Annotated in this window: 16 protein-coding genes; 13 read left to right on the top strand and 3 right to left on the bottom strand. The window is 57.7% G+C overall.

The genetic code is table 11. The features are described from left to right. Positions 1-361: 361 nt before the first annotated feature. The 6 genes from PQQ96_RS33770 (at position 362) to ald (ending at position 8,348) form a co-directional block, all read left to right on the top strand. Positions 362-1,453 (top strand): putative 2-aminoethylphosphonate ABC transporter ATP-binding protein, encoded by a 1,092-nt coding sequence (locus PQQ96_RS33770; RefSeq protein WP_408300558.1) that lies wholly within the window; start codon positions 362-364, stop codon positions 1,451-1,453. Next, positions 1,450-3,177 carry a putative 2-aminoethylphosphonate ABC transporter permease subunit gene (locus PQQ96_RS33765; protein ID WP_408300556.1) on the top strand — a complete coding sequence of 576 codons (1,728 nt, stop codon included), beginning with the start codon at positions 1,450-1,452 and terminating at the stop codon, positions 3,175-3,177. The genes PQQ96_RS33770 and PQQ96_RS33765 overlap by 4 nt, the downstream gene beginning before the upstream one ends. Positions 3,178-3,208: 31 nt before the next feature. Next, the gene (locus tag PQQ96_RS33760; protein WP_408300554.1) at positions 3,209-4,597 is read left to right on the top strand and encodes an FAD-dependent oxidoreductase; all 1,389 of its coding nucleotides are present in this window, start codon (positions 3,209-3,211) and stop codon (positions 4,595-4,597) included. Next, on the top strand, positions 4,594-5,766 hold the full coding sequence (locus PQQ96_RS33755; protein ID WP_408300552.1) for a 2-aminoethylphosphonate--pyruvate transaminase: 1,173 nt from the start codon (positions 4,594-4,596) through the stop codon (positions 5,764-5,766). The genes PQQ96_RS33760 and PQQ96_RS33755 overlap by 4 nt, the downstream gene beginning before the upstream one ends. A 250-nt stretch (positions 5,767-6,016) precedes the next feature. Further along, a complete protein-coding gene (locus tag PQQ96_RS33750) occupies positions 6,017-7,024 on the top strand; it encodes a putative 2-aminoethylphosphonate ABC transporter substrate-binding protein (protein ID WP_408300550.1) in 1,008 nt (335 codons plus the stop codon). 208 nt (positions 7,025-7,232) lie between these two features. Beyond that, complete coding sequence (gene ald, locus PQQ96_RS33745; protein ID WP_408300548.1) at positions 7,233-8,348, top strand: alanine dehydrogenase; 1,116 nt, start codon at positions 7,233-7,235, stop codon at positions 8,346-8,348. Here the strand turns inward: ald and PQQ96_RS33740 are convergent. After that, positions 8,333-8,503 carry a hypothetical protein gene (locus PQQ96_RS33740; RefSeq protein ID WP_408300546.1) on the bottom strand — a complete coding sequence of 57 codons (171 nt, stop codon included), beginning with the start codon at positions 8,501-8,503 and terminating at the stop codon, positions 8,333-8,335. The two genes, ald and PQQ96_RS33740, sit on opposite strands and share 16 nt — an antisense overlap. 148 nt (positions 8,504-8,651) lie before the next feature. On the opposite strand from PQQ96_RS33740, the gene acs reads away from it, so the two are divergent. From acs to PQQ96_RS33715, 5 genes are all read left to right on the top strand, one after another. Further along, the gene (acs, locus tag PQQ96_RS33735; protein WP_408300576.1) at positions 8,652-10,634 is read left to right on the top strand and encodes an acetate--CoA ligase; all 1,983 of its coding nucleotides are present in this window, start codon (positions 8,652-8,654) and stop codon (positions 10,632-10,634) included. Between the two features lie 477 nt (positions 10,635-11,111). After that, positions 11,112-12,092: a LysR family transcriptional regulator gene (locus PQQ96_RS33730; RefSeq protein ID WP_408300544.1), complete on the top strand. Its 981-nt coding sequence runs from the start codon at positions 11,112-11,114 to the stop codon at positions 12,090-12,092. A 211-nt stretch (positions 12,093-12,303) separates the two neighbouring features. Next, entirely contained in the window at positions 12,304-13,020 is a 717-nt protein-coding gene (locus tag PQQ96_RS33725) for a phosphonate utilization associated transcriptional regulator (RefSeq protein WP_408300575.1), read from the top strand. A 1,065-nt stretch (positions 13,021-14,085) separates the two neighbouring features. Further along, positions 14,086-16,122 carry a LamG-like jellyroll fold domain-containing protein gene (locus tag PQQ96_RS33720; RefSeq protein ID WP_408300543.1) on the top strand — a complete coding sequence of 679 codons (2,037 nt, stop codon included), beginning with the start codon at positions 14,086-14,088 and terminating at the stop codon, positions 16,120-16,122. Between the two features lie 328 nt (positions 16,123-16,450). Then, positions 16,451-18,466 carry a phosphocholine-specific phospholipase C gene (locus PQQ96_RS33715; RefSeq protein ID WP_408300541.1) on the top strand — a complete coding sequence of 672 codons (2,016 nt, stop codon included), beginning with the start codon at positions 16,451-16,453 and terminating at the stop codon, positions 18,464-18,466. Between the two features lie 169 nt (positions 18,467-18,635). Here PQQ96_RS33715 and PQQ96_RS33710 read toward each other — a convergent pair whose 3' ends face one another. Together PQQ96_RS33710 and PQQ96_RS33705 are read right to left on the bottom strand one after the other, a co-directional pair. Beyond that, the gene (locus PQQ96_RS33710) at positions 18,636-19,436 is read right to left on the bottom strand and encodes a PhzF family phenazine biosynthesis protein (protein ID WP_408300539.1); all 801 of its coding nucleotides are present in this window, start codon (positions 19,434-19,436) and stop codon (positions 18,636-18,638) included. 274 nt (positions 19,437-19,710) lie between these two features. Next, positions 19,711-20,643, bottom strand: a complete 933-nt coding sequence (locus tag PQQ96_RS33705) for a LysR substrate-binding domain-containing protein (protein ID WP_408300537.1) — start codon at positions 20,641-20,643, stop codon at positions 19,711-19,713. Between the two features lie 228 nt (positions 20,644-20,871). Here PQQ96_RS33705 and PQQ96_RS33700 point away from each other — a divergent pair, with 228 nt between their 5' ends. Together PQQ96_RS33700 and PQQ96_RS33695 are read left to right on the top strand one after the other, a co-directional pair. After that, positions 20,872-22,338 carry a carboxylesterase/lipase family protein gene (locus tag PQQ96_RS33700; RefSeq protein WP_408300573.1) on the top strand — a complete coding sequence of 489 codons (1,467 nt, stop codon included), beginning with the start codon at positions 20,872-20,874 and terminating at the stop codon, positions 22,336-22,338. Positions 22,339-22,539: 201 nt separating this feature from the next. Next, positions 22,540-23,655 (top strand): porin, encoded by a 1,116-nt coding sequence (locus PQQ96_RS33695; RefSeq protein WP_408300535.1) that lies wholly within the window; start codon positions 22,540-22,542, stop codon positions 23,653-23,655. Positions 23,656-23,911 lie beyond the last annotated feature (256 nt).

Raw genomic sequence — 23,911 nt, 5'->3', positions numbered from 1 at the left:
GCGAGGCGGGTAGGGGTTTCCACGGGAGTCATCGAAAAGTGTTTTTGCATGCTTGACATTAAACTTCGTGAATCGTAGATTGTCAACAACAAGCAGAAAGCAAAAAACACTCTACGGTTAAAAGGTCCGCAAAGCCCTTTGCCAGCGCGACATACCGTGGAGTTGTTAGGCATGGGGCCAGATAGGCCACCGTGCGAACAAGCCGGATGAGTGCTCTGCCCGATTGCAATCGTTGCGAGAGGAGACCACGGGACCGTGAGGCTGCAGTCACCGTGTCAGTAAGGAAGTGCAGGCGCTGTACGGCTATGAGTTGCAAGGGCCAGAGCACGGCGGCGGAACAGTAATTTCCAGGAGGATGACGATGTCGGATTACCTGCGCATCGAAGGGATTCACAAGCAGTTCGGTTCGACCCCGGTTCTGAAGGATGTCAATTTGACGATCTTCAAGGGGGAAATGGTCTGTTTTCTGGGCCCTTCGGGTTGTGGCAAGACCACGCTGCTGCGGATCATCGCGGGGCTGGAGACGCAAAGCGCGGGCACCATCGCGCAGGCCGGCAAGGACATTTCCATGCTGCCGCCTATGCTGCGCGACTACGGCATCGTGTTTCAGTCGTACGCGTTGTTTCCGAATCTCACGGTGGCGGAGAACGTCGCGTACGGTCTGACTAACCGGAAGGCGGGCAAAGCGGTGATCCGCGAGCGTGTGGCCGAATTGCTCACGCTCGTCGGTCTGCCCGATAGCGGTCCGAAACATCCCGGTCAACTCTCCGGTGGTCAGCAGCAACGCATTGCGCTTGCGCGGGCGCTGGCTACGTCGCCTGGTCTGTTGTTGCTCGACGAACCTCTGTCTGCGCTCGATGCTCGGGTGCGGGTCCGTCTGCGCCAGGAGATCCGCCAACTGCAGCAGCGTCTCGGGGTGACGACGATCATGGTGACGCACGATCAGGAGGAGGCACTCTCGATGGCCGACCGCATCGTGGTGATGAATCAGGGTGTGATCGAGCAGATCGGCACCCCGACCGAGATTTATCGCGAGCCCGCCACGCCGTTCGTTGCCGACTTCGTCGGCAAGGCCAATATTCTGCCGGCCACCGTGAGCGCGAACGGCGCGATCCAGGTGGGTAATGTCGGCCTGAACTGCGTGAAGGTGAGCGAGTCGCTCAAGGGCGGTTCGCGGGTGTCGCTGTTCCTGCGCCCGGAGGATCTCGTCGTGCGAGGCGTCGACACGAAAGCCGGCAACACGCTGAGCGGCCGTATCGAGAAGATGGAATTTCTCGGGGCGTTCTGCCGGGTCAGCGTTCAGGTGGACGGCATGACCGGGACCGAAGTGCTGGCTGACCTGTCGTACCACGATATGACCGAATTCGACTTGCAGGAAGGCTCGGCGCTTAATCTCGCTGTCCTGGGCGACCGCGTGCGAATCTTCGGTGAAGACCAGCGGAGGGTGCAATGAGTACGACACTCACCGAACCAGGAAAGGACGTGATGCTTACCGAAGTGCGGCAACGTACCCACTGGCAGGATCGCATCGGCCATGCGGGCATGCTGTTAATGGGGTGTTTTCTGTTGCTGGCCCTGCTTGCGCCGCTCACGATGGTGATCATGAGATGCATCGAGGATCGTGATGGGCGGTTCGTCGGCCTTACCAATTTCACGTCGTACTTCCGGACTCCGGCGCTGTGGAATTCGGTCGGACATTCGTTGTTTGTTGCTGTCTCGGTGACGGCGATTACGATTCCGCTCGCCTTCACGTTCGCGTATGCCTTAACGCGCAGTTGCATGCCGTTCAAGGGGCTCGTGCGCAACATCGCACTGATTCCGCTGCTCGCGCCGACGCTGCTGTCGGCGGTGTCGTTTATCTACTGGTTTGGCAACGCAGGTTTGCTGCGGCACTGGATGGCCGGCCACAGCATTTATGGCGCACCTGGGATCATCGCGAGTCTGGTGTACGCGTCGATGCCGCACGTATTGATGATCCTGATCACTGCGTTGTCGTTGACGGACGGCCGCCTGTATGAGGCCGCCGACGCGATGGGCACGACCCGTTTGCGCAAGTTTTTCACGATCACCTTGCCCGGCGCAAAGTATGGTCTGATCAGCGCGACGATGGTGGTGTTCACCATCTGTGTGAACGACTTTGGCGTACCGATCGTGATCGGCGGCTCATATAGCGTGCTGTCCACCGACGTGTACAAGCTCATTGTCGGTCTTCAGGATTTCAATACCAGTGCGGTGGTGAGCATCCTGCTGCTGTTGCCGGCACTCCTCAGTTTCGCTACCGACTTCTTCGTCAGGCGCAAACAGCGTTCGCTGCTTGGCGCGCGCTCGGTGCCGTACGAACCCAAGCGATCACGTGGCTTCGACATGGCGATGCTGGCGTACTGCAGTGTCGTGTGTCTTCTGATGATGGCGATTGTCGGAATTTCGATTTATGGCTCGTTTGTCCACTTCTGGCCGTACAACCTGACGCTCGGCTTGAGTCATTACCGGATGGGGCTCATTGGCGCAGGCATCATTGGCGCGTACAAGAACAGCCTGGAAATGGCGGCACTGGTCGCGACAGCGGGCACCACGCTCGTGTTTGGCGGTGCCTATCTGGTTGAAAAGACGCGTGGCATGGACTGGCTGCGCCCGGTCATCAATCTGTGCGCGGTTCTGCCGATGGGTGTGCCGGGTCTCGTACTCGGAATTGGTTACATCTTCTTCTTCAATCATCCGGCCAATCCGCTCAATTTTCTCTACGGCTCGCTGCCGCTTCTCGCCATCGTCACGATCATTCATTACTACTCGTCGAGCCATCTGACCGCCATTACCGCGCTCAAGCAGATCGATAACGAGTTCGAGGCGGTATCCGCGTCGTTGAAAGTGCCGTTCTACGTCACGTTTTTTCGCGTCACCGTGCCTGTGTGCTTGCCGGCCATTCTTGAAATCAGCCGCTATTTCTTCATTAACGGCATGACGACGATCTCGGCAGTTGCCTTCCTTTACTCACCGGGTACGCAACCGGCGTCGGTGGCGATCCTGAATCTCGATGAGGCCGGACAGATCGGACCGGCTGCGGCGATGGCAACGCTGATCGTGGTCACCTCGGCTCTGGTGTGTGTGCTGTATGCGCTCGTGAATCGCTTGCTGTTGGCGCGCACACAGCGCTGGCGCTATACGTCGCGCAGCCGATAACGCACACCGGAAGAGCAAACAGGACATAGCGATGAGACCTTTCTGGCTTGAACAGGCATTGCGCGGCGAAGCGTCTGATGCGCCGGCTTTGCAGGGCGCGGTGAGCGCCGATGTTTGCATCGTCGGCGGTGGATTTACCGGTCTTTGGACAGCGCTGCAACTGAAGCGCGCCAATCCCCATCTGGATGTCGTGCTGATCGAAGCGGACATCTGCGGTGCGGGTGCGAGCGGCCGTAACGGTGGCTGCTTACTGACTTGGGAAACCCGTTTTCTGACACTGCGCCGGCTATTCGGCGAAAGTGAGGCACTACGGCTCGTAGAGGCTTCGCGCCAGACGGTCGATAAAATCGCGACCTTCTGCCGCGAGCATCGAATCGATGCGCAGACTCGCGTCGACGGTACGTTATATACCGCGACGAGTGCCGCTCAGATTGGCAGCGCTGAAGCCGTTAAAGCAGCGCTAGATGAACGCGGCATGGGCTCATTCGTGAGTCTCGACGTCGAAGAAGTCCGCCGGCGTGCCGGGTCGAAGCGACACCTCGCCGGTGATTTCTCGGCTGTCGCCGCGACGGTGCAGCCCGCATTGCTCGTGCGCGGACTGCGGCGCGTCGCATTGGAGATGGGCGTGCGGTTGTATGAGAAGACCGCATTCGAATCGCTGAGTTATGTGCCTGGTCCGCTGGTCCGCACCGCGTACGGGGAGGTTCGCGCAAAGCGCGTCGTGCTGGCGATCAACGCGTGGATGGCGCAAACCTTTCCGCAGTTCGAGCGCAGCATTGCGCTCGTGTCGAGCGACATGATCATCACCGAACGCGCACCTGAAGTTCTCGAGCGCGTAGGACTCACGAACGGTCTGTCGGTGCTCGATTCACGGACCTTTGTCTACTACTACCGCACCACGCCCGATGGCAGGCTGATGCTCGGCAAGGGCGGCAACACTTTTGCGTATGGCGGCCGCGTGCTGCCGGTGTTCGATCAACCCTCGCCATACCGGGCGGCGCTCGCGCGCGATCTGAGCGGTTTCTTTCCTGAGCTCGCGTCGGTGCCGATTGCCGCAAGCTGGAACGGGCCGTCAGATCGCTCGGCCACAGGATTGCCGTTCTTCGGTCGGCTCGACGAACGGCATGACGTCTTCTACGGTTTCGGCTATTCAGGCAACGGCGTCGGACCGAGCTATATGGGCGGCGAGATCCTGTCGTCACTCGTACTCGGTCTCGACAATGCATGGACGCGTTCACCGCTCGTGCGTGGGCCGCGCGGTGTGTTTCCGCCGGAACCGATTCGCTACGTTGGTTCACTTGTCGTACGTGACGCGATTCGCCGCAAGGAAAGCGCGGAGGACGCTGGCGCTAAACCCTGGTTCTTCGATGTGGCGCTCAGCCGCCTGGCGCAAGCGGCCGGAAAGTCCGACAAGGCATGACATCTATCAGATCTACTAACAGTACGGAGACAATCGTGAATGATGAACTGGATCCCGTTCTTCTTACCCCGGGCCCGCTGACAACATCATTGATCACCAAAAGTGCCATGCTGCGCGATTGGGGATCGTGGGATACCGACTTCAATTCGATCACCCGCAGCCTGCGCGCCGATCTGGTGGACATCGTGCATGGGCGCGACACGCATGTTTGCGTACCGCTGCAGGGAAGCGGCACCTTCTCGGTGGAGGCGGCAATCGGCACGCTGGTACCGCGCGACGGCAAGGTGCTCGTGCCGCAAAACGGTGCGTACTGCAAGCGCGTTGTGCGGATCTGCGAGTACATGGGCCGGGCCGTTGTCGAATTGCCGATCGAGGAAGGTAAGTTGCCGACCGGTGCCATGATCGAAGAGGCACTGAGGCGCGATCCGGCGATCACCCATGTCGCGCAGGTGCATTGCGAGACTGGCACGGGCACCCTCAACCCCTTGCAGGACATTGCGCAGACCTGCGCGCGGCTTGGCAAGGGACTCATCGTCGACGCAATGAGCTCGTTCGGCGCAATCGCGATCGACGTCCGCACGACACCGTTCGATGCGCTCGTGGCCGCTTCGGGAAAATGCCTGGAAGGGGTCCCTGGAATGGGCTTCGTGATCATCCGGCGTGGGGCGCTGGAAAAGTGCCAGGGCAATTCAGCTTCGCTGTCCATGGACCTTTACGATCAGTGGGATTACATGGAAAAAACGTCGCAATGGCGTTTCACGCCGCCGACGTCAGTTGTTGCCGCATTGCGCACGGCCGTGGATCTGTTCAAGGCCGAGGGCGGTCAGCTCGCACGCGGCAAACGGTACCAGGCCAATTGCGACGCCCTGGTCAGCGGGATGCAGGACCTGGGCTTTCGGACGTTCCTGCCTCGCGATGTACAGGCGCCGATCATTGTGACGTTTCACGCGCCGGAGGATCCGGCTTACGAGTTCCGCACGTTCTACGAAAAGGTCAAGGCCAAGGGTTTCATTCTTTACCCAGGAAAGCTGACCGAAGTCGATACGTTCCGCGTCGGATGCATTGGTGACATCGACCGCAATGTGATGCGCAGCGCGGTAAGGGCGATCGAGGAAACACTGGCGGAAATGGGCGTGAAGCAGATTTCACCCCACAAGATCGTCGCGTAAGAGCACGAAGACGGTTGCGTCGCTCGCGCGACTCACCCGGGTGTTGGTGGCATTTTCGTTAGCGTTCTGGCTGGAAAGGCGGACAGGCCACTGTTGTCAGCGGCAACCTCATCTCGTCAGCGTATTGATACGCCGGCGACGGTGAGGCTCATGTGAAGAATCCTCATACCGGGAGTAAGAAATGTTCAAGCACAAAGTCACCCCTCAGCGCAACGCGTCCCCTCTGCACAGTGTCCGTACGATCGCAATCATGACGACCGCCGCGTTCGCGCTGCTGGTCGGCAGCACGGCTACGGCGATGGCCAAGACCACTCTGCTGGTCTATACAGCGCTTGAGGACGAGCAACTCAAGCCATACGCGGACGCGTTCGAGCAAGCCAATCCGGACATCGAGATCAAATGGGTGCGTGACTCGACTGGCGTGATCACCGCCAAGATCCTCGCCGAAAAGAACAACCCGCAGGCGGATGTGATCTGGGGCCTTGCGGCGACCAGCATCGCAAAGTTCGAAAGCGACGGCATGTTGTTGCCCTACGCGCCGAAGAATCTGCCTGCCATGAGCGCTGCGTACCGTGATCCGAAATCGCCGCCGGACTGGTTTGGCATGGACGTATGGGGCGCGACGATCTGCTTCAACACGGCGGCCGCCGCTGACCAGCATCTGCCGAAACCATTGAGCTGGCAGGACCTGACGAAGCCGATCTACAAGGGCAAGATCGTGATGGCAGACCCTGCCTCATCGGGGACGGGATATTTCGATGTGACCGCCTGGTTGCAACTGTTCGGCGAGCAGGGTGGGTGGCAATACATGGATGCGCTCGACAAGAACATCGCGCAATACAATCATTCGGGCTCCGCACCGTGCACGATGGCTGCATCAGGCGAATACCCGATCGGGATCTCGTTCGAATACCGCGGGGCAACCCTCAAGGCGCAGGGCGCGCCAATTGATCTCGTGTTTCCGAAGGAGGGCTTAGGCTGGGATCTGGAGGCGTTCGCGATCATGAAGAACACGACGAAGCTGGACGCGGCGAAGAAGCTCGCCGACTTTGCGTCAAGCCGGGAAGCGAACATGCTTTACGCGAAAAGCTATGCGATCACGGCAGTGCCAGGAACGGCCAAGCCTTTGCCGAATATCCCGGGTAATTACGCAAGCCTGCTGGTCAAGAACGACTTCACCTGGGCGGCAAACAACCGATCCAAAATCCTTGCGCAATGGGCGCAGCGCTATTCGTCGAAGAGCGAGGCCAAGCAGTAACCCGGGAAATCAGCGCGAAGCGACAAAATAAATACTGTAGGTGTGCTACGCCGCGCCACAAGTGGATCCTTGCGCAGCGGCGGGTAGCGCTTTAGCGTAGTGTTGGGGTTGGCAAATACGTGACCCACGATCACCGTGTGCAACGCGCATGCCAACCCACTCCGCTGCCGTGTATGAGCGGAAAAAACAGAACAAATGGAGGTGACAAATGTTGATTGGTGTCCCGAAGGAAATCAAGAATCACGAGTATCGCGTAGGCCTCACGCCGGCAAGTGTGCGTGAGTTGACCGGGCGTGGTCATCAGGTGGTGGTGCAGACAGCAGCCGGTGCCGCAATCGGTCTTTCCGACGACGCCTACGTCGCTGCAGGTGCGACCCTGTCCGACAACGCGACGGAAATCTTTGCGAAAGCGGACATGATCGTCAAGGTCAAGGAGCCTCAACCCGCTGAGTGCGCGATGCTGCGTCCCGGGCAGATTCTCTATACGTACCTGCACCTCGCCCCGGATCCCGAGCAGACAGCGGCATTGGTGAAGTCGGGCGCTATCTGCATCGCGTATGAAACCATTACTGGCCCGGGTGGCGGCCTGCCTTTGCTGGCGCCCATGAGCGAGGTGGCCGGCCGCATGTCGATCCAGGCAGGCGCGGCGCATCTGGAAAAGTCAAAGGGCGGCATAGGCGTGTTGCTCGGCGGCGTCCCGGGCGTGGCGCCGGCTCATGTGGCCATTATCGGTGCGGGCGTCGTGGGTACCAACGCCTTGCAGATGGCCGTAGGGATGGGCGCCAAGGTGACGATTCTCGACACGAATGTGGACCGCCTGCGTCAGCTCGACCTGGTCTTCGGCAATCGTATTTCCACGCTCTACTCGAATGGTCAGAGCATTGAGGAATCGGTGCTGGACGCGGATCTGGTGATTGGAGGCGTGCTCATCCCGGGCGCGGCAGCACCCAAGCTGGTCACGCGGAGCATGATCAAGGCGATGAAAGCGGGCGCGGTTGTCGTCGACGTTGCGATTGATCAGGGCGGCTGCTTCGAGACGTCGCATGCGACCACCCATGCGGAGCCAACGTACGTGGTTGACGATGTCGTCCACTATTGCGTGGCGAATATGCCGGGGGCAGTAGCGAGAACCTCTGCTTTCGCGCTGAACAACGCCACGATTCGTCACGCGGTCTCACTGGCTGAGAGGGGCTGGAGACACGCGTTGAGTGAGAACGCGCATCTTAAGGCCGGCCTGAATGTCTGCGAAGGCCACGTCACTTACAAAGCGGTCGCGAAAGATCTTGGCTATCCCTATGTACCAGCAGATCAATTGTTGAACTGATCTGGCCGACGGGTGTAATAACGGGTCGCGAATGCGATGCGGGCGCAGATCGCCGCATCGTTGACCCGGGTTGACACGGGGTCGAGCCTCGTGGACGAGGCAGGCGTCAGCATCAAATCGATCGTGCAGGCGGTGCAGCAGGTGACGAGCATCATGGATTAAATTTCAGCGGCCTCAGGCGAACAGAGCAGAGGCATTGAACATGAATGGTGCCGGCAGTCCACGAAAAAGTGGCTTCGGGAAGCTTGATAGTCGCAATCGTTTTTGAATTGCCGTGTACTTATCATCCTCAAGGATTAGTTGATATCAGCCGTTGAGTCAGTTCTGCAAGAGCGCCGCGTATTCCACCCGTCCTCCGAAGCGGTCCTCGGCGCGACCGTATCAGGCATGGCCGCCTATCATGCCCTCGTGGCAGAAGCCGACCGCGATTTTGAGGGTTTCTGGGCGCGCCTCGCGCGCGAACACCTCGCCTGGCACACGCCGTTCACGAAGGTGCTCGACGAACGAGATGCACCGTTCTACAAATGGTTCGAGGACGGCGAGCTCAACGCATCGTATAACTGCCTCGACCGCCAGATCGGTCTCGGCCATGGCGAGAAAGTTGCAATCATTTTTGAGTCCGACGACGGCACGGTCTCTAACGTTACCTATCGCGACCTGTACCACCGCGTCTGCCGATTGGCGAATGCCTTGCGCTCGCGTGGCATCAGGAAAGGTGACCGGGTCGTCATCTACATGCCAATGTCGGTCGAGGGTATCACCGCGATGCACGCTTGCGCGCGCATCGGTGCCATACACTCGGTTGTGTTTGGTGGGTTTTCCTCGAAGTCGCTCAGTGAACGTATCGCCGACATCGGGGCGGTTGCCGTCATCACGGCGGACGAACAGGTCCGTGGCGGCAAGACGTTGCCCCTGAAGAACATTGTCGACGAAGCGTTAGCAATGGAGCTCTGCGGGGCGGTCAACACGGTTATCGTCTACCGGCGCACGGGCGGCACAGTCGGATGGCATGCAAATCGCGACGTTTGGATGCACGACCTTGTCGCGGCCCAATCCGACACGTGTGAGCCGGAATGGGTCAGCGCCGAACATCCTCTTTTCGTGCTGTATACGTCCGGCTCGACAGGCAAACCCAAAGGTGTGCAGCACAGCACCGGAGGGTACCTGCTGTGGGCTGCACTCACGATGAAATGGACGTTCGACATTCGCCCGGACGATGTTTTCTGGTGCACGGCCGATATTGGCTGGATTACGGGTCACACCTATATCACCTACGGCCCGACTGCGGTGGGCGCGACGCAGGTTGTATTCGAAGGTATTCCCACTTATCCGCATGCGGGCCGCTTCTGGGAGATGATCCAGAAGCACAAGGCGACGATTTTTTACACGGCCCCGACGGCGATCCGTTCGCTGGTCAAAGCGGCCGAAGCCGATATCTCAACCCATCCGAAGTGTTTCGATCTTTCCAGTCTGCGCATTCTGGGTACCGTCGGCGAGCCGATTAATCCGGAAACCTGGATCTGGTATCGCGAGCATGTGGGAGGAGGCCGCTGCCCTGTCATCGATACGTTCTGGCAAACCGAAACAGGCGGGCACGTTATTGCACCTCTACCAGGCGCGACACCGCTCGTTCCTGGTTCGTGCACGCTGCCGATGCCGGGCATCCATGCCGCGATTGTCGATGAAACCGGACATGAGTTGCCAAACGGACAGGGTGGCGCGCTGGTCATCAAGCGTCCGTGGCCATCGATGATACGTACGATCTGGGGCGATCGGGCACGCTTCAAGGCGAGCTATTTCCCCGACGAACTGGGCGGCAAGTTATATCTTGCCGGCGACGGTGCAATCCGCGACAGGGCTACCGGCTATTTCACGATTACGGGGCGCACGGATGACGTTCTGAATGTTTCAGGCCACCGGCTGGGCACAATGGAAATCGAGTCGGCGCTGGTTGCGAATCCGATCGTGGCCGAGGCCGCCGTGGTCAGCCGGCCGGACGAAACAACGGGCGAAGCCATCGTTGCCTTTGTCGTGTTGAAGCGAACATGGCCTACCGGCGAGGAGGGTGCGCGGATCGCCAACGAACTACGCGTATGGGTGGCCAAGGAAATCGGGCCGATCGCAAAACCTAGAGAAATCCGCTTCGGCGAAAATCTGCCGAAGACCCGATCGGGAAAGATCATGCGGCGGCTGTTGCGTTCGCTGGCTAAGGGCGAAAGCATTACCCAGGACGTATCGACTCTGGAGAACCCGTCGATTCTCGACCAGTTCGGCACGTCGGCCTGATTCGCGATTCACCATCTACCCGTCATCTTCATTTTCAACTTCATTTTCAACCTTAACCGGTTCAGTCGCTCGCGAGGTGGACGCACCGGTTAAAGGGACGTTGCGAATCCGTGTTGAGATAAAGCGCTGTTCTGTGCGCTGAATGATCTGGCGCCGCTGTGGTCTCCCGCAGCCCTTAATCCGGAGGCGATGCTGAACGGGCTGACCTCAAGTGCAGACGCAACGCTTAAAACTGTGGAGGGTATGAATGTTTGAGTGTAAGGATAACGAAATGACGCAACGCCGGGAGGTTCGTTGCGATGGCAAGCTCGTCCATGAAATACCGCGCGAACGGATCGATGATCCTGGCGTTGACGAGGTGCGCCCGCGTTGGGGGTACTACGCGAATTGCTCGACTGCACCTGACCGGTAGCCCGCCGCGGGTGCCGCGTTCACATTCTCACTGGGGGAATCGCAGAGGCGAGATGACATGAAAAGTTGAAAAGTACCCTCGCAGAATTGCTTGCATTCGCTACGATTGCGGATACCGGCTCGATGACAAAGGCCGCTGAGCGGCTCCTTCTGACCACGCCGGTGATAAGCCGGATATTGCGGCGCCTCGAAAATAAACTTGACGCGACCCTTATCCGACGCACTACACGAAGGCTGGAACTGACCGAAGAGGGCACGATATTTCTCGGCCAGGTCCGTAGCATCATTGAATCCGTCGAATTCGTGGAGGCACAGATCGCGCTGCGTCGGGATGTGCCCGCTGGCTTGCTGCGGGTCAGTGCGCCAGGTCCATTCATGCAACATTCGATCGTTCCGCTGATCACAGACTTTCACGCCGCCTATCCAGGTATCGAAATCGAGCTGAGCAGCAGCAACGAGATCGTCGATCTGACAGAAGATCGCACCGATGTTGCAATCCGGATCGGCGAACTGCGCGATTCATCTGTGCATGCGCGGCGCCTGGGCAGTAGCCGTTTGCGTATTCTTGCGAGTCCGGCATATCTGACTGACCACGGCGAACCTGAACGTGTCGCCGATCTAAGCATGCATGCGCAACTCGGTTTCTCTCAGGCGGAGACATTGAATCATTGGCCGCTTTGTCACTCCAGAGGGGATTCCTTCCTCATCAAGCCAGTCTTGCGAGCGTCGAATGATGAGACTTTGCTTGCGCTCGCTGTGGCGGGCGCAGGAATCGTCTGTCTGGCCGACTACATGACGAATGCGTCGCGTGCGCGCGGTCAGCTGGTCGAGATACTGGCAGACAGTACCGCGGACTGCTATCAGCCGGTCTATGCGGTCTACTTCCGAAATACAAAGCTGTCTTCGTGGATGACGAGATTTCTCGACTGTGTCAGTTCACAGCTACGCGAGTGTGATCAGATCGACCAGAAAGATCGTGCGATGCTCAGCCAACTCAGTTTGACGGCGCCGGGTGGTTCTGTAGCGGTGCCGACATCTGCGCCGTAACGCGCAAGATGGATGCCCCATCTGAGACAGCATCAACGTGCCAAAATAGCGTTGCGTAATCAACCCGGACTATAGAAACCGCTGACGACGGGAGGAGAGCGTACTGATTGCTCCGGTGATCGATTTACTCGAAGCAGTAGGCCATAATTTTGTTGACAGTTAACGATTCAGTCTGCTAAGGTTGAACATTACTTCTGCTCGGTCTGCCATGATTGACGCGCCATCGATCGGTACAATCCAGTTACTTAAAAAGCACTCGCTTACAACGCTCGTGCAGGACGAACTCGAACGCCTGATTCTGCGCGGCGAACTCGCTCCGGGTGACAAGCTAAACGAGGCGCAACTGGCCACTCGCCTGGGCGTCTCGCGTGGTCCGGTGCGGGAAGCATTTCGCGCGCTCGAACAGGCGGGATTGCTGCGCACGGAAAAGAATCACGGCGTATCGGTGAAGATGTTGTCCCTTAAGGAAGCGGAAGAGATCTATCAGGTCCGCGCCATGCTGGACGAACACATTGGCCGGTTGCTGGCCAACGGTATTTCGGCTGAGCATCTGAACTCGCTGCGCCAGATCGTCGAGTCAATGAAACGCGCGCAGAACAGTCACGACGGGCAGACCTACGGTCACCTGAACCTGCAGTTTCATGACACGATGGCCGCGGCGGTCGGCAATGCGAAATTGCTCGACACGTACCGGGGCCTCGTCCGGGAACTCAGCCTGTTCCGGCAAACAGCCCTGACGCTTGACGCAGACGCGATCGATCAGTCTGCCCACGAGCATGAAGCGATCATCGAGGCGATTTCAGCGGGTGACTCGAATCTCACCGAGAGCTTGATTCGAAGCCACCTGGATCATGGCCGGGAACGTATACGGCGGTCTCGTCAGGTCCGCCACCCGAACGAGCAGAATTCGGTACCAGAGGTGAATTGAGCGGCTTAATTGTGCAGCCGCTCGAAATCCCACTCGCGGACGGAACGAACCCCGCCGAAGCGTCACTGGCTTCTCGCTTACATCAAGACCTATCCATTTAACGCATACGGTAGATTTGCGCTGAGAAGCGCGCGCCGATTGCGACGGTGGAGAATCGTGTTCAGGTACAGGCGTCAACTCGACTGATCACCCCCCTCTCGCAATAGCGCTTTCAGTACGCTTAATGGACGCTTTGCTCAATCGACCATGCGCCGCTTAGTGCTTTCAAGGCGGGCGCACCTCGTCAACGCCAGGATCTTCGATCCGCTCGCGCGATACTTCCTGAATGAGCTTGTTAACGAGGCAGCCTTTCCGACCGCCCTCATGCTGACAAAGTACCGCCAGAACCATCGTAACTCCTGATCCTCTCCCGCGCACCCCACGTTGCATTGCTTCATCGCATTCCAGTTGCGTTCCAGAATGAGGCGTTATGGGGCAATTTGTGACGAAATGTTGCGTTCAAAATTCTGATGGAGTAGGCTTCGAAACAGGGTGGCTATTGAGTTGAGTTGTCTACCGCCTATGCGGGTTTCTTCTTCAATCGCTTTGGATAGCGAAGCAAGTACTGAAGTCTATTAAGTAATCGAGAAGAAGAAAGCGGCGATCAATACCTTGAGGACGCTCGCCTGCGCGGATGCGATTTGACGCGTCGCAATACTGGTTCGAAACAGGCGCGGAGGATATCTCGGTCTGTAGCGAGACGCAGGTACGAAGTCAATCGTCTTTTCAATCTGGAATGCCACCCCGTCTGTCGCACTGATGCAGGGCTAATACGCACTAGCAGTTCTTTTGGCATGAATCCAGGCAAATCGCTGCCCGACGGATAGCCCTCAATCCGTGAGTGCCGCTGTGCGACGGGGGCTGTCGCTCGCTGCGAGCGGCCCTCGGCGACGTGCACGTATCAGTGATGCATCTTTAGACGATCTGAGAAGACAGGTGAGGCACGTTATCTTCATCAGCGGTTCTTTGGAGTGCATGTAGTGCCTGGACGACCATGTAGGACCTAAAACGTATCGAGGAGATGTCATGGAAAAAGATTGGCAGAAAGTTTGTTTCAGTAAATTAGGATTCCTACTGGTAGTATTTTCCATCGGCGGAATGTTCGGCTGCGGCGATGATTTGGGTAAAGTAGCATCGACGGGGCAAGTTAGCCCCTCAACGACGAACAACCTTGCCGGCGGGTCCGGCGCGACGCAAAAGGTACTCATAGTCGGTCTTTCTGGTGTTCAATACACTGCTCTGCAAGCCGGCATCGCGAACAATCAGTTGCCAAATCTGAAGAGCATGGCAGTCGTTCCAGCCTTGGCGGGTGGATTTGGCGGGACGACGACACAGCAGGCTACCCTCTCTGGTCCAGGGTGGGCCAGTGTCTTGACCGGCACATGGGCAAATCGCCACGGCGTTCGCAGCGACTATGCGGATCAGGCACTTGAAGCCGATCCGCTTTTCAAGCTCGCTCAACAGGCGGGCGCAAATGGAACTGCTGCGTTCGCAAGTTGGGGAACCATAAACGCTCTTCTTTCGCCCGCGATCGGAGCTGGCTACGTCAATACGTCAATCAACTGCCAGGGTGTGGACAGTTGCGTGATGAGCGCAGCCACTAACGCCATTTCATCAGGCACCGACAGTGTGGTCTTTGCAAACCTGACTGGACCTCAAACGGTAGCGGCAGCATCGGGTCTGGGCGGCAACTACCCCAGCGCGATCGCTACCGCGGATGGTGAGATCGGGCAGTTGCTGAACACCATAAAAACACGCGAAGGTCAAAGTGGAGTAAATGAAAACTGGCTTGTGCTTGTCACGACCGACCAGGGGCTCGACGCCACGGGGAGCGAAAGCGGCCTGCCGCTACTTTCGAATGAGACGGGCTTTATCGCGGCAAATCAGGCGTTGACTGTCGGCAGTTCGACTGCCGCGCTCGGCACAATACAGCCCGCGCCCACGTTGGCTCAGCTCACCACGGGCGCAACGCAGGCGGATATAACACCGACTGTCCTAACGTGGCTTGGCGCGGTGCCGAACCCGAGTACCTACGCGATCGACGGCACCTCTCTGGTTGGCAATATCGGTGCCCGGTCGCTTCAGGCGACACCGCGAAGCGACCTCGCCAGCTTTAATCTGACATGGACGCCGCCTCCGACAACCCCTTCTCAATTCCAGTTGTACCGTGGGGGGAATCTCATTGCGACATTGTCTGGGAGCACTCAATCCTACGTCGACTCGCAACTCGGCGAGAGTAGCAACGGGCTCTACACGTTCAATTACACGCTGGTTGGAAATAACGCAGCGGTGTCGACTCTTGCGCAGATCAACTATGTCCAACCCGTGGTACTCGATCCGACACTCGCAAGTGGCTTGATCCACTATTTTTCGTTTGACAGTGGACTCTCGGACGTCATCACCCCTTCGGTCGCGATCGCTCAATTCAACTCAGGCTCCACGACCACCGCGTCGTTTGTGGCTGACAATTTCAATGCGGAGGCTCTGCAAGTTGCATCGCTGAATACGACGTCGAATGCGTTGAACGGAATGAAATTGGCGGATGACGTCACCAATAAACCCCAATTCACGGTCGGCTTCTGGTTTTACTCCGGTGATGGGCAAAACGACTCCCCCGTCATCACGAACAAGGACTGGAGCACCGGGCTCAATCCAGGTTTTGCCATTGCGGAGGAAAGCAGCGGCCAGCTCAAGTTCAATATTGCAGACGGTTCAGTTCGATCCGACGGTTCGCTGAATTTCACGAAGAATGCGTGGATCTATGTCGCCATGACCGTGGACACAACAGGTACGAAAACGGCGATTGGGTACATCGACGACCCGGTCTACGGCCTGGAAACGACGACGCTCAGTATGAGTTCGATGAACATGGCGAAGATACCGGGCGTGTACGGGACCATCGGATTCAACGAGAGTGCAACCGGAAAATACTATTCAAGCGGACAGGGTGTTCCGGGCACGATGACGTTCAATGACATGACGATGTGGAACAAGATATTGACCTCCGCGCAAATCAATTCGCTTTATGCGTCGAACAAGTCTTTGTCGACACTCAACCCATAACGCAGGTGGCGTGATGAACTACTTAACTTCATCGTCTCTTGATCGTATTCGCGCTGCCGTACCGGCATGGTGCGTTGTCGGAGCGATCTCATTGTGTTTAACGGCGTGTGGTGGGGGGGCGCCCTCGTCTTCCTCCTCCAATTCGAATGGTGGGGGAACGCCAGCGCAGAGCGCCGCAAACGTCCCCTCTGTGAGCAGTGGGGCGGCGCCAGTGCCGGCCGCGACCAATGCGGCCTCTGGCGCGAGCGCCGTGACGCCCGTGCTCCATTGCGCGCCGTGAGCGTGGTCCTCAGATGCATTAGCGATCAAGATAAACAGAGGTGAGAAAATGCATTCAAATACACGACGCAATTTTCTAAAGATGGCGGCGGGGTCCCTCAGCGCTTCGGCAATGAGCGCCATGATCCCCTCCCTTATCCGTGAAGCGGTTGCAGCGCCAGCGGCGAACACAACTGGAACGATTAACGACGTCCAGCATATTGTCATTTTCACTCAGGAGAATCGGGCTTTCGACCATTACTATGGTTCGTTACGGGGCGTGCGAGGTTTCAACGACAGATTCGCCATTACCTTGCCAAACGGCGCGCCTGTCTGGCAGCAGCCTACCAGCAGCACAGGCAGCTACATTTTGCCGTTTCATATCGACACTACGACTACCAGTGCTATTTGTATTGGCGCTGCTGCAATGGACTATCCGACCGACATCGGTATCTGGAACAACGGACTTTACAACGCGTGGAATACGGCAAGAACCCCCGCGTTGGGGATGAGCTACTTTACCCGCAATGATTTGCCGTTCTATTACGCGCTGGCGGACGCTTTCACAATCTGCGATCAGTATCACTGTTCGACACTCACACAAACAAACCCAAATAGACTTCACGTGTTCAGCGGCAGCAACGGTTTGTCGGTCGGACAAACGGCAGTGCTCGACAACTCGGAGCCTGTATCGACGTGGCCGACGGTAGCCGAGACCTTGCAAGCTGCGAATATAAGCTGGCGCGTCTATCAGGAAACCGATAATTTCGATGACAATGCGCTCGCATGGTTCGCGAATTTCAAGAACGCTCCAACGTCCAGTCCGCTTTACAAGAATGGCCTCGCAACTGTGCCGGACATCGTGCAAGCGTTCGCCGCGGATGTAGCCGGAGGAGCGCTTCCTCAGGTTTCATGGATCGTGGCGCCGGCCGCCCAGTCCGAGCACGCCGATTATCATCCGTGTGACGGCGAGGATCTTACCGCTCGTCTGCTGGCGACCCTGGTCGCCAATCCCACGGTGTGGGGGTCGACAATCTTCTTGCTTAACTATGACGAGAACGGAGGCTTTTTCGATCACGATCCGCCGCCGATGCCGCCCGCTTCCAGCACGCAAGGGCAGACTACAATGACGACGCAAGGCGAGATAGCCGCAGGACAGCCGATCGGCCTCGGGTTCAGGGTGCCAATGCTGGTCATTTCTCCGTGGAGTAAGGGCGGCTATGTTTGCTCCCAACTGTTTGACCACACCTCGACAATTCGCCTTATTGAAGAGCGCTTTGGGATTCAGTGCCCCAATATCAGCCCATGGCGTCGGTCCATTTGCGGCGACCTGACGTCAGCCTTTAACTTTAAAACTCCCGATGCAAGCGCGCCAAGCCTCCCAGGCACCAGTACATATGTTTCGACGGGGGACAGCGAATGCAGCAACCTGCCGGCTCCTACTGTACCCACGACCCAGTCGATGCCGACACAGGAGTCGGGCACGCGCCTTTCGCGCGCTTTGCCCTATGAGCTTCATGCCAGCGGTCGAGTCGTACCCGCGGCGAGTTCGTTCTGGCTAATTGTTGCCAACTCCGGCACGGCAGGTGCTGCCTTTCAGGCTTTCGACCTCGATACGCCGTCTAATCCGCCGCGTCGCTACGCGGTGGACGCAGGTGCACAGATTACGGATAGCTGGAGTGGATCCACGTTGACGGGTACCAGATACTCACTCGCCTTGAAGGGGCCCAATGGCTTCTACCGTCAATTCTCAGGTGATATTGCCGCCACTTCGGGAAGCAATGCCGCGAATCCGGAGATTAGAGTTTGCTACGACGTAGCGAACATCGCGGTATATCTGACCATGATGAACACGGGGAGCGCGAGTTGCACGTTTGTGGTTGCTGCCAATGCGTACGTGAGCGGGGGGCCGTGGACATTTCAGGTTGCGGGTGGCGCGGTGGCGGAGACTAACTGGGCCATCACGTCGAGCGCCAACTGGTACGATTTCACCGTAACGGTTCAACAACAGACTGCGTTCCTTCGACGGTTCGCCGGGCGGTTGGAGAACGGGGGCGACCTGACCAGCGATCCGGCGGCGGCTTGAACAGCTTTGGGTCCTGTATCGAACCGGGCTTGCCCGTTAGTGAACGGCTGTTGTATCGCGACCTACTGGTCGGATGTGTCGGGAGAAAAAACCAGTCCGACGCATCCGGCTCGCAGGTTGTCAACGCGCCATGTTGCGCGAACACCTCGCCAACGCGACAATGCCGCCCCTACGCTTCAGGGACTTCGATTGTCCCTTCAAGATATTGAACGGCCTGACCGGAGATATACACCCGGTCGGCTTGTGCGCGGCAACGAAGCAGCCCGCTACGGCGTGAAACCTGCATGGCCACAAGTTCGCTCTTGCCCAAACGCTCCGACCAGAATGGCGCAAGCGCCGCGTGAATCGACCCGGTCACCGGATCTTCATCGCCGCCATTGGCAGGCCAGAAATAGCGGGACACAAAATCGTGGTCATCGCCGCGCGCCGTTACGACGACATCGAGCGGAGCAAGTGTGGACAGCAGATTGAGTTCGGGTACGACGGATCGTACCTCGTGTTCTGTTTCGTAGATGGCGACGTACGCCTGCTGGTTTATCAGTACTTCCTGAGGTCGTATCGAAAGCCCCAACATCAGGTTTGCGGGTATCTCGTTCAGTCTTTCAGGCCGGCGCTGCGGGAAGCTCATTTCGATCAGACCGTCAGGCATACGGCAAACGGTAAGCCGACCGACCGCTTTCGCAACAAATTCGATGACGTCCAGATCCTCGCATTGCCTGAAAATCACATATGCACTTGCCAGCGTGGCATGTCCACAAAAGGCGATTTCGGTAAGCGGCGAAAACCAGCGGATGTCGAACACGCCGTCAGCATTTCGCACAAAGAATGCTGTTTCGGACAGGTTATTTTCAGTAGCGATCGCCTGCATCAAGCTATCGGGGAGCCGCCGTTCAAGTGGTACCACCGCAGCGTAGTTGCCCTTAAAGACTTTGTCAGTAAATGCATCAATCTGATAGATCGGCAGCTTCAAGAGATGCTCCTGTTCAAAACGGTAGGCTAACCGGCAACCCGTGGTCGTATTCGTTGATTATGATATCAGCCAGTTAAGCTGGCGAACATGTACAGTTTGCGATGCTGGGCACAAAATGCGACCGTGGCAAACGACCCTTCACTCGGGCCGACGACGCGTGGCGGATATCGAGTCGAATATCAATCGCTACCTCGTAGCGCTTGAGACGGCTGACCGTCAGGAGCCAGCGATTGGGAAGGCAAAGGCAGGGCCTCTGCACTTTGGCATAAACCTCTCACTGTGCAAAATGGCGTGCGTTCATCGTGCCTTTCAGCATCTGCAAGAACGTGGACGCAGCCTTACTGAGGGGCTTGTCGCTGCGTGTGACAGCGACGAGCGGGCCGAGATGAAGCGGCAATTCACAGAGCACGGGTTGCAGTCGATACAGGGCGTGCAACTCTTCCGCAATACATTGCGATGCGAGCACAAGCGTGTCGCTCTTGCTTGCGAGCCGGAATGTCAACGGCGAAACCTGCGATGACATGACATCCGCTCCAAAGCGCAGGCCCATGTCGCGCACGGCGAACTCCAGTTGTTGTCTGATGATATTGGGTTGTTCAGGTAGGACCCATGGGAAGCCCAACAGGTCTTCCAGCGTGACCGGTTTCTGCGTCAGCGGATGTCCCTGCCGGGCGACAAATAGCGGATGGTCATCGCGAAGCGGCGCTTGCAAGTACTGATCGCCGCCAAAGCCACTTGCGAGACGCCCGATGACGACGTCAACAAGATCCTGATCCAGGCGTTCAAGCAGGGTTTCCATCGCATCCTCGCGGACGTTCAGGCGTATCCTGGGCGATCTCGTCCGGAATTCCGCGACGCAATCGGCGAGAACTTCCCACCAGTTAAGCGGGAAGAAAACGCCAATCGACAATGTTCCCATGTCGCCAACGCGCAGCGCGTCGAGCTCCGCTTCGGCCCGTTGCACGTCGCTGGCGATCAGATAGCCATGACGCACAAGGGCTTCTCCAAGAATCGTGGGACGCATTCCTGATGATGTGCGCTCGAACAGCTGCGCGCCCGCGATTGCTTCAACCTCCGCGAGTGCCTTCGATATAGCCGAGTGACTCACCGTGAGCGCTTCTGCGGCCTTCTGCAGATTCCCACATCGTGCTATTTCGAGTACCACTGAAATATGGCGGAGCTTCAGTCGCTGTTGCAAGGAACTCATAGTCGGTGGCTCATGAAATTTCTTCAGGGGCAGTAGCGAAATTTTCCGTTTTGTTTCCACAGTAGCTGCGTGAACATCATTACGAACGCACGACAGCATACTCCGGCTGGAAACGCTACGGATATCAGGGGAAGTGCGGCGTGAGATGAAGGATTTTGGCGGCGAGATGAGCGCGAAACGGTTCGCAACGTGCTCGTGCAGCTACATGGAGACGAGCGGGATAAATCAATGACGAAGACAACTACCACACGTTGCGCACAAGGTGTTCTTAAGGGTTTGCTGGACGACCGAGTCCACACGTTCTTCGATATTCCTTATGCTGCCGATGCGGCTCGGTTTTCCCCTCCGCTTCCGCCATCCGCATGGCCCGGCGAACGCGACTGTACACGGCCAGGACCGGTCTTTCCGCAGTTGCCGAGCCGCCTCGACTTTGTGATGGGCCCAACGAGCAAAGGCGCGGACATGTCGGAGGACGCCTTTCGTCTCAACGTCTTCACGCCGGCACTTTCCGGCAAACTGCCTGTCATCTTCTGGATTCATGGGGGTGGCTTCCTGACGGGCGGAGGCTCGCTGCAGTGCTACTTCGGCGACCAACTCGCGAGAAGCGGGCGCGCCGTTGTGGTGACAATGAACTATCGGCTTGGACTGCTCGGCAATCTCTTCATGAAGGGCATTTCTCCAGGTAACCTCGCCGTTCGCGATCTCGAGATGGCATTGCAGTGGGTTAAATCGAATATCGGGAGTTTTGGTGGTGATCCGGAATCGATCGTGCTGGCCGGACAATCTGCGGGCGCCTGGTTCACGCAACTGCTCGCGGCGATGAAGTCAACAAGTGCGCTGGTCAAAGGCGGCATTATGCTCAGCTATCCGGGTCTACCACCCATGACGCCTGAAGCCGCCCAGACGATGGCCGAGCAATCTTGTGCGCTGGCGGGCATAGACCCGTCCGGCGATGCGTTGCGGACGATGCCCGTGGAACGCATATTGGAATTGCAGACCTCGATGTTACGCGCGCAAAGCGCGTTTGCCGAGGTACCCGTGCTGTTCCAGACCGTTTGCGATGGCGAGGTTCCGGCGAACCCGGGTGCGCAAGCTCGCGAGAATTTTGCCGGCAAGCCGCTGATGATCGGCTGGACCCGGGAAGAAATGGGCAGCTTCCTCGCGAGTAACCCCGCAATGGTTGGTGTGACGGAAGAGCAAGCCCTGAAGAAATATAGCGAAGAATTCGGCGAACAAGGCAGGCCGCTTTACCTGCGTGCACTCAAGCGTCGGCTCAACGGCCGACCTTACACAACCCTCGTCGATCTGGGTTCTGACAAACTGTTCAGGCTTCCGGCAATCAGGTTCGCTACTGAAATGGGATCGGCAGGCAGCAACGTCTTCACGTATCAGTTCGACTTCCAGTCCTCCCAGGCAGACGTGGGAGCCGGTCATTGCTTCGAGTTGCCCTTCATATTCGGCAACTTCGAAGACTGGGTTGACGCACCAATGCTGGATGGGATCGACCTGACGGCTGCTCGCTCGCTATCTGCATGCATCCGGGAGTACGTGCTGAACTTTGTCGAGTCGGGCGATCCGAATGGCGCGCATTTGCCATATTGGCCGGCCTATGACCACTTGCAGGAACGGCGGACCATGCGTTTCGCGGATGTGATTGAGACCGTTGCGAGCGGTACGGAGAGCGGGGCGTATTGAGAGCAGGTTGGTCGATGTTTCAACGAGAACGCGCCAGGTTAAGTATTAAGTATTGCTATACAAACAAAGGCGGACATTGAGGCGCAAATTTGCTCAAGAGTCTGATCGCTTTTTTCCGTATTGTTTTCCCAGAACTAAAGGGATTATCGAGTCAGCCTCGGATGGAGTTCGAGAGCAAGCGCACTGAACATAAACGACTAGATGGGCAAGGAGATCGGCGTGGGAATTGGAAAAGACGTGAAGTTTTTAAGCGGTGTGGGTTTTCTACTGCTGGGGTGTTCGTCTGGGGTATTCGCGCAAAGCAGTGTTTATATTTCGGGTTTTCTCGGCGCTGGGGTCGGCTACACGAGCAACGTCGGAGGTCACTCAAGCGTGTCTGAAACCAACGGTGTATTGCGCCCAAACTCGTTTGCAATACAGGGCAAGGAAGACCTGGGTGACGGTCTGCAGGCGCTCTTCTATCTGGGGTCGCTGTTTTCGATGAGCACAGGAACAATCCTTGGTGCGCCGGGTAGCCTTTTCTCCCGAGAATCATATGTTGGCCTGTCGGATCAATATGGCACCTTGACCTTTGGCCAGCAGCGCGATTTTATGTTCGACCTGACGGTGCATGGGTATGCGGGCGGCTACAGCCAGGGTCTTTGGGGTGCTCACCAGGGGCCGTTTCCGAGCTTTGGCGTCCCATATGTGATTGGCGGATCTTACGACTTTGACCGGCTCAACGGCGAGGCCCTCAGTAACGCGGTCAAGTTCAGGAGCGCGAATTTCAGTGGGATGACTTTCGGCGCGATGTACGGCTTTGGTGGCGTTGCCGGTCATTTCGGAAACGCCAGCTCATCGAGTTTTACCGCCAACTATGAGTTCGGTTCAGGTGGCGTGGGTGCGGCTTATACGATGGCAAAGTCGCCGACGATCGACAATGGTAATGATGGTATTCGGAACATCGGCGTAGGCGGGAAGTATCTGGTGGCGCCGGTTCAATTCTCGGTGCTGGGGACAATCTCTCGCAATACCGGAACCGGAGCGCAGATCGATGCCGTCGACACGACCGTGAGCTACGACTTTTCATCGTTCTGGAATCTCGCCACGACCTATACCTATATGAGCGGGAATCACGTGCTCGATAGCGTGCACGCAAACCAGGTCGATGCCACGCTAACTTACCGTTTCTCGAAGCGCACCGCGGTGTACGGAACCTATGTTTGGCAGAAGACGTCGGGCAACGGTGCGCTCGCCCGCATCAACTCGACTTTAACGAGCCCATCGAGTTCCGATGCACAGACGATGGTGGGTATCAGCATCATGCATCTTTTCTAGCCGTCGCACGGAGGCCTTTGCCATGGGGACGTAATGTCCCCTGTAAAACCTTCTATTGATCCGGATAGTGACTGGGCCCGTGTTGTCTGCCCTGCGGTTCCGTTAGTCTTGGGCCGTCCCGTGCAGCCTTGACAGGTGCGAGTGCAGGCCAACGAACCGGCCTGGTCACACCGAGCTCGTGTTTGACTCCAATTCAGCCAGCGCGCCATCCGCACCTAGTACAACATCCCGCAATTACTTTTAATAATTGATTGCG

Source organism: Paraburkholderia sediminicola, assembly GCF_046027825.1.
Taxonomy (GTDB): Bacteria; Pseudomonadota; Gammaproteobacteria; order Burkholderiales; family Burkholderiaceae; genus Paraburkholderia; species Paraburkholderia sediminicola_D.
Note: the sequence above shows the minus strand (reverse complement) of the source record. Positions and strands in the feature narration are given on the sequence as shown.

Coding starts and splice junctions, on each gene's coding strand:
- PQQ96_RS33770 (WP_408300558.1), top strand. CDS start 362: ATGTCGGATTACCTGCGCATCGAAGGGATTCACAAGCAGTTCGGTTCG.
- PQQ96_RS33765 (WP_408300556.1), top strand. CDS start 1,450: ATGAGTACGACACTCACCGAACCAGGAAAGGACGTGATGCTTACCGAA.
- PQQ96_RS33760 (WP_408300554.1), top strand. CDS start 3,209: ATGAGACCTTTCTGGCTTGAACAGGCATTGCGCGGCGAAGCGTCTGAT.
- PQQ96_RS33755 (WP_408300552.1), top strand. CDS start 4,594: ATGACATCTATCAGATCTACTAACAGTACGGAGACAATCGTGAATGAT.
- PQQ96_RS33750 (WP_408300550.1), top strand. CDS start 6,017: ATGACGACCGCCGCGTTCGCGCTGCTGGTCGGCAGCACGGCTACGGCG.
- ald (WP_408300548.1), top strand. CDS start 7,233: ATGTTGATTGGTGTCCCGAAGGAAATCAAGAATCACGAGTATCGCGTA.
- PQQ96_RS33740 (WP_408300546.1), bottom strand. CDS start 8,503: ATGATGCTCGTCACCTGCTGCACCGCCTGCACGATCGATTTGATGCTG.
- PQQ96_RS33720 (WP_408300543.1), top strand. CDS start 14,086: ATGGAAAAAGATTGGCAGAAAGTTTGTTTCAGTAAATTAGGATTCCTA.
- PQQ96_RS33715 (WP_408300541.1), top strand. CDS start 16,451: ATGCATTCAAATACACGACGCAATTTTCTAAAGATGGCGGCGGGGTCC.
- PQQ96_RS33705 (WP_408300537.1), bottom strand. CDS start 20,643: ATGAGTTCCTTGCAACAGCGACTGAAGCTCCGCCATATTTCAGTGGTA.
- PQQ96_RS33700 (WP_408300573.1), top strand. CDS start 20,872: ATGACGAAGACAACTACCACACGTTGCGCACAAGGTGTTCTTAAGGGT.
- PQQ96_RS33695 (WP_408300535.1), top strand. CDS start 22,540: ATGGGCAAGGAGATCGGCGTGGGAATTGGAAAAGACGTGAAGTTTTTA.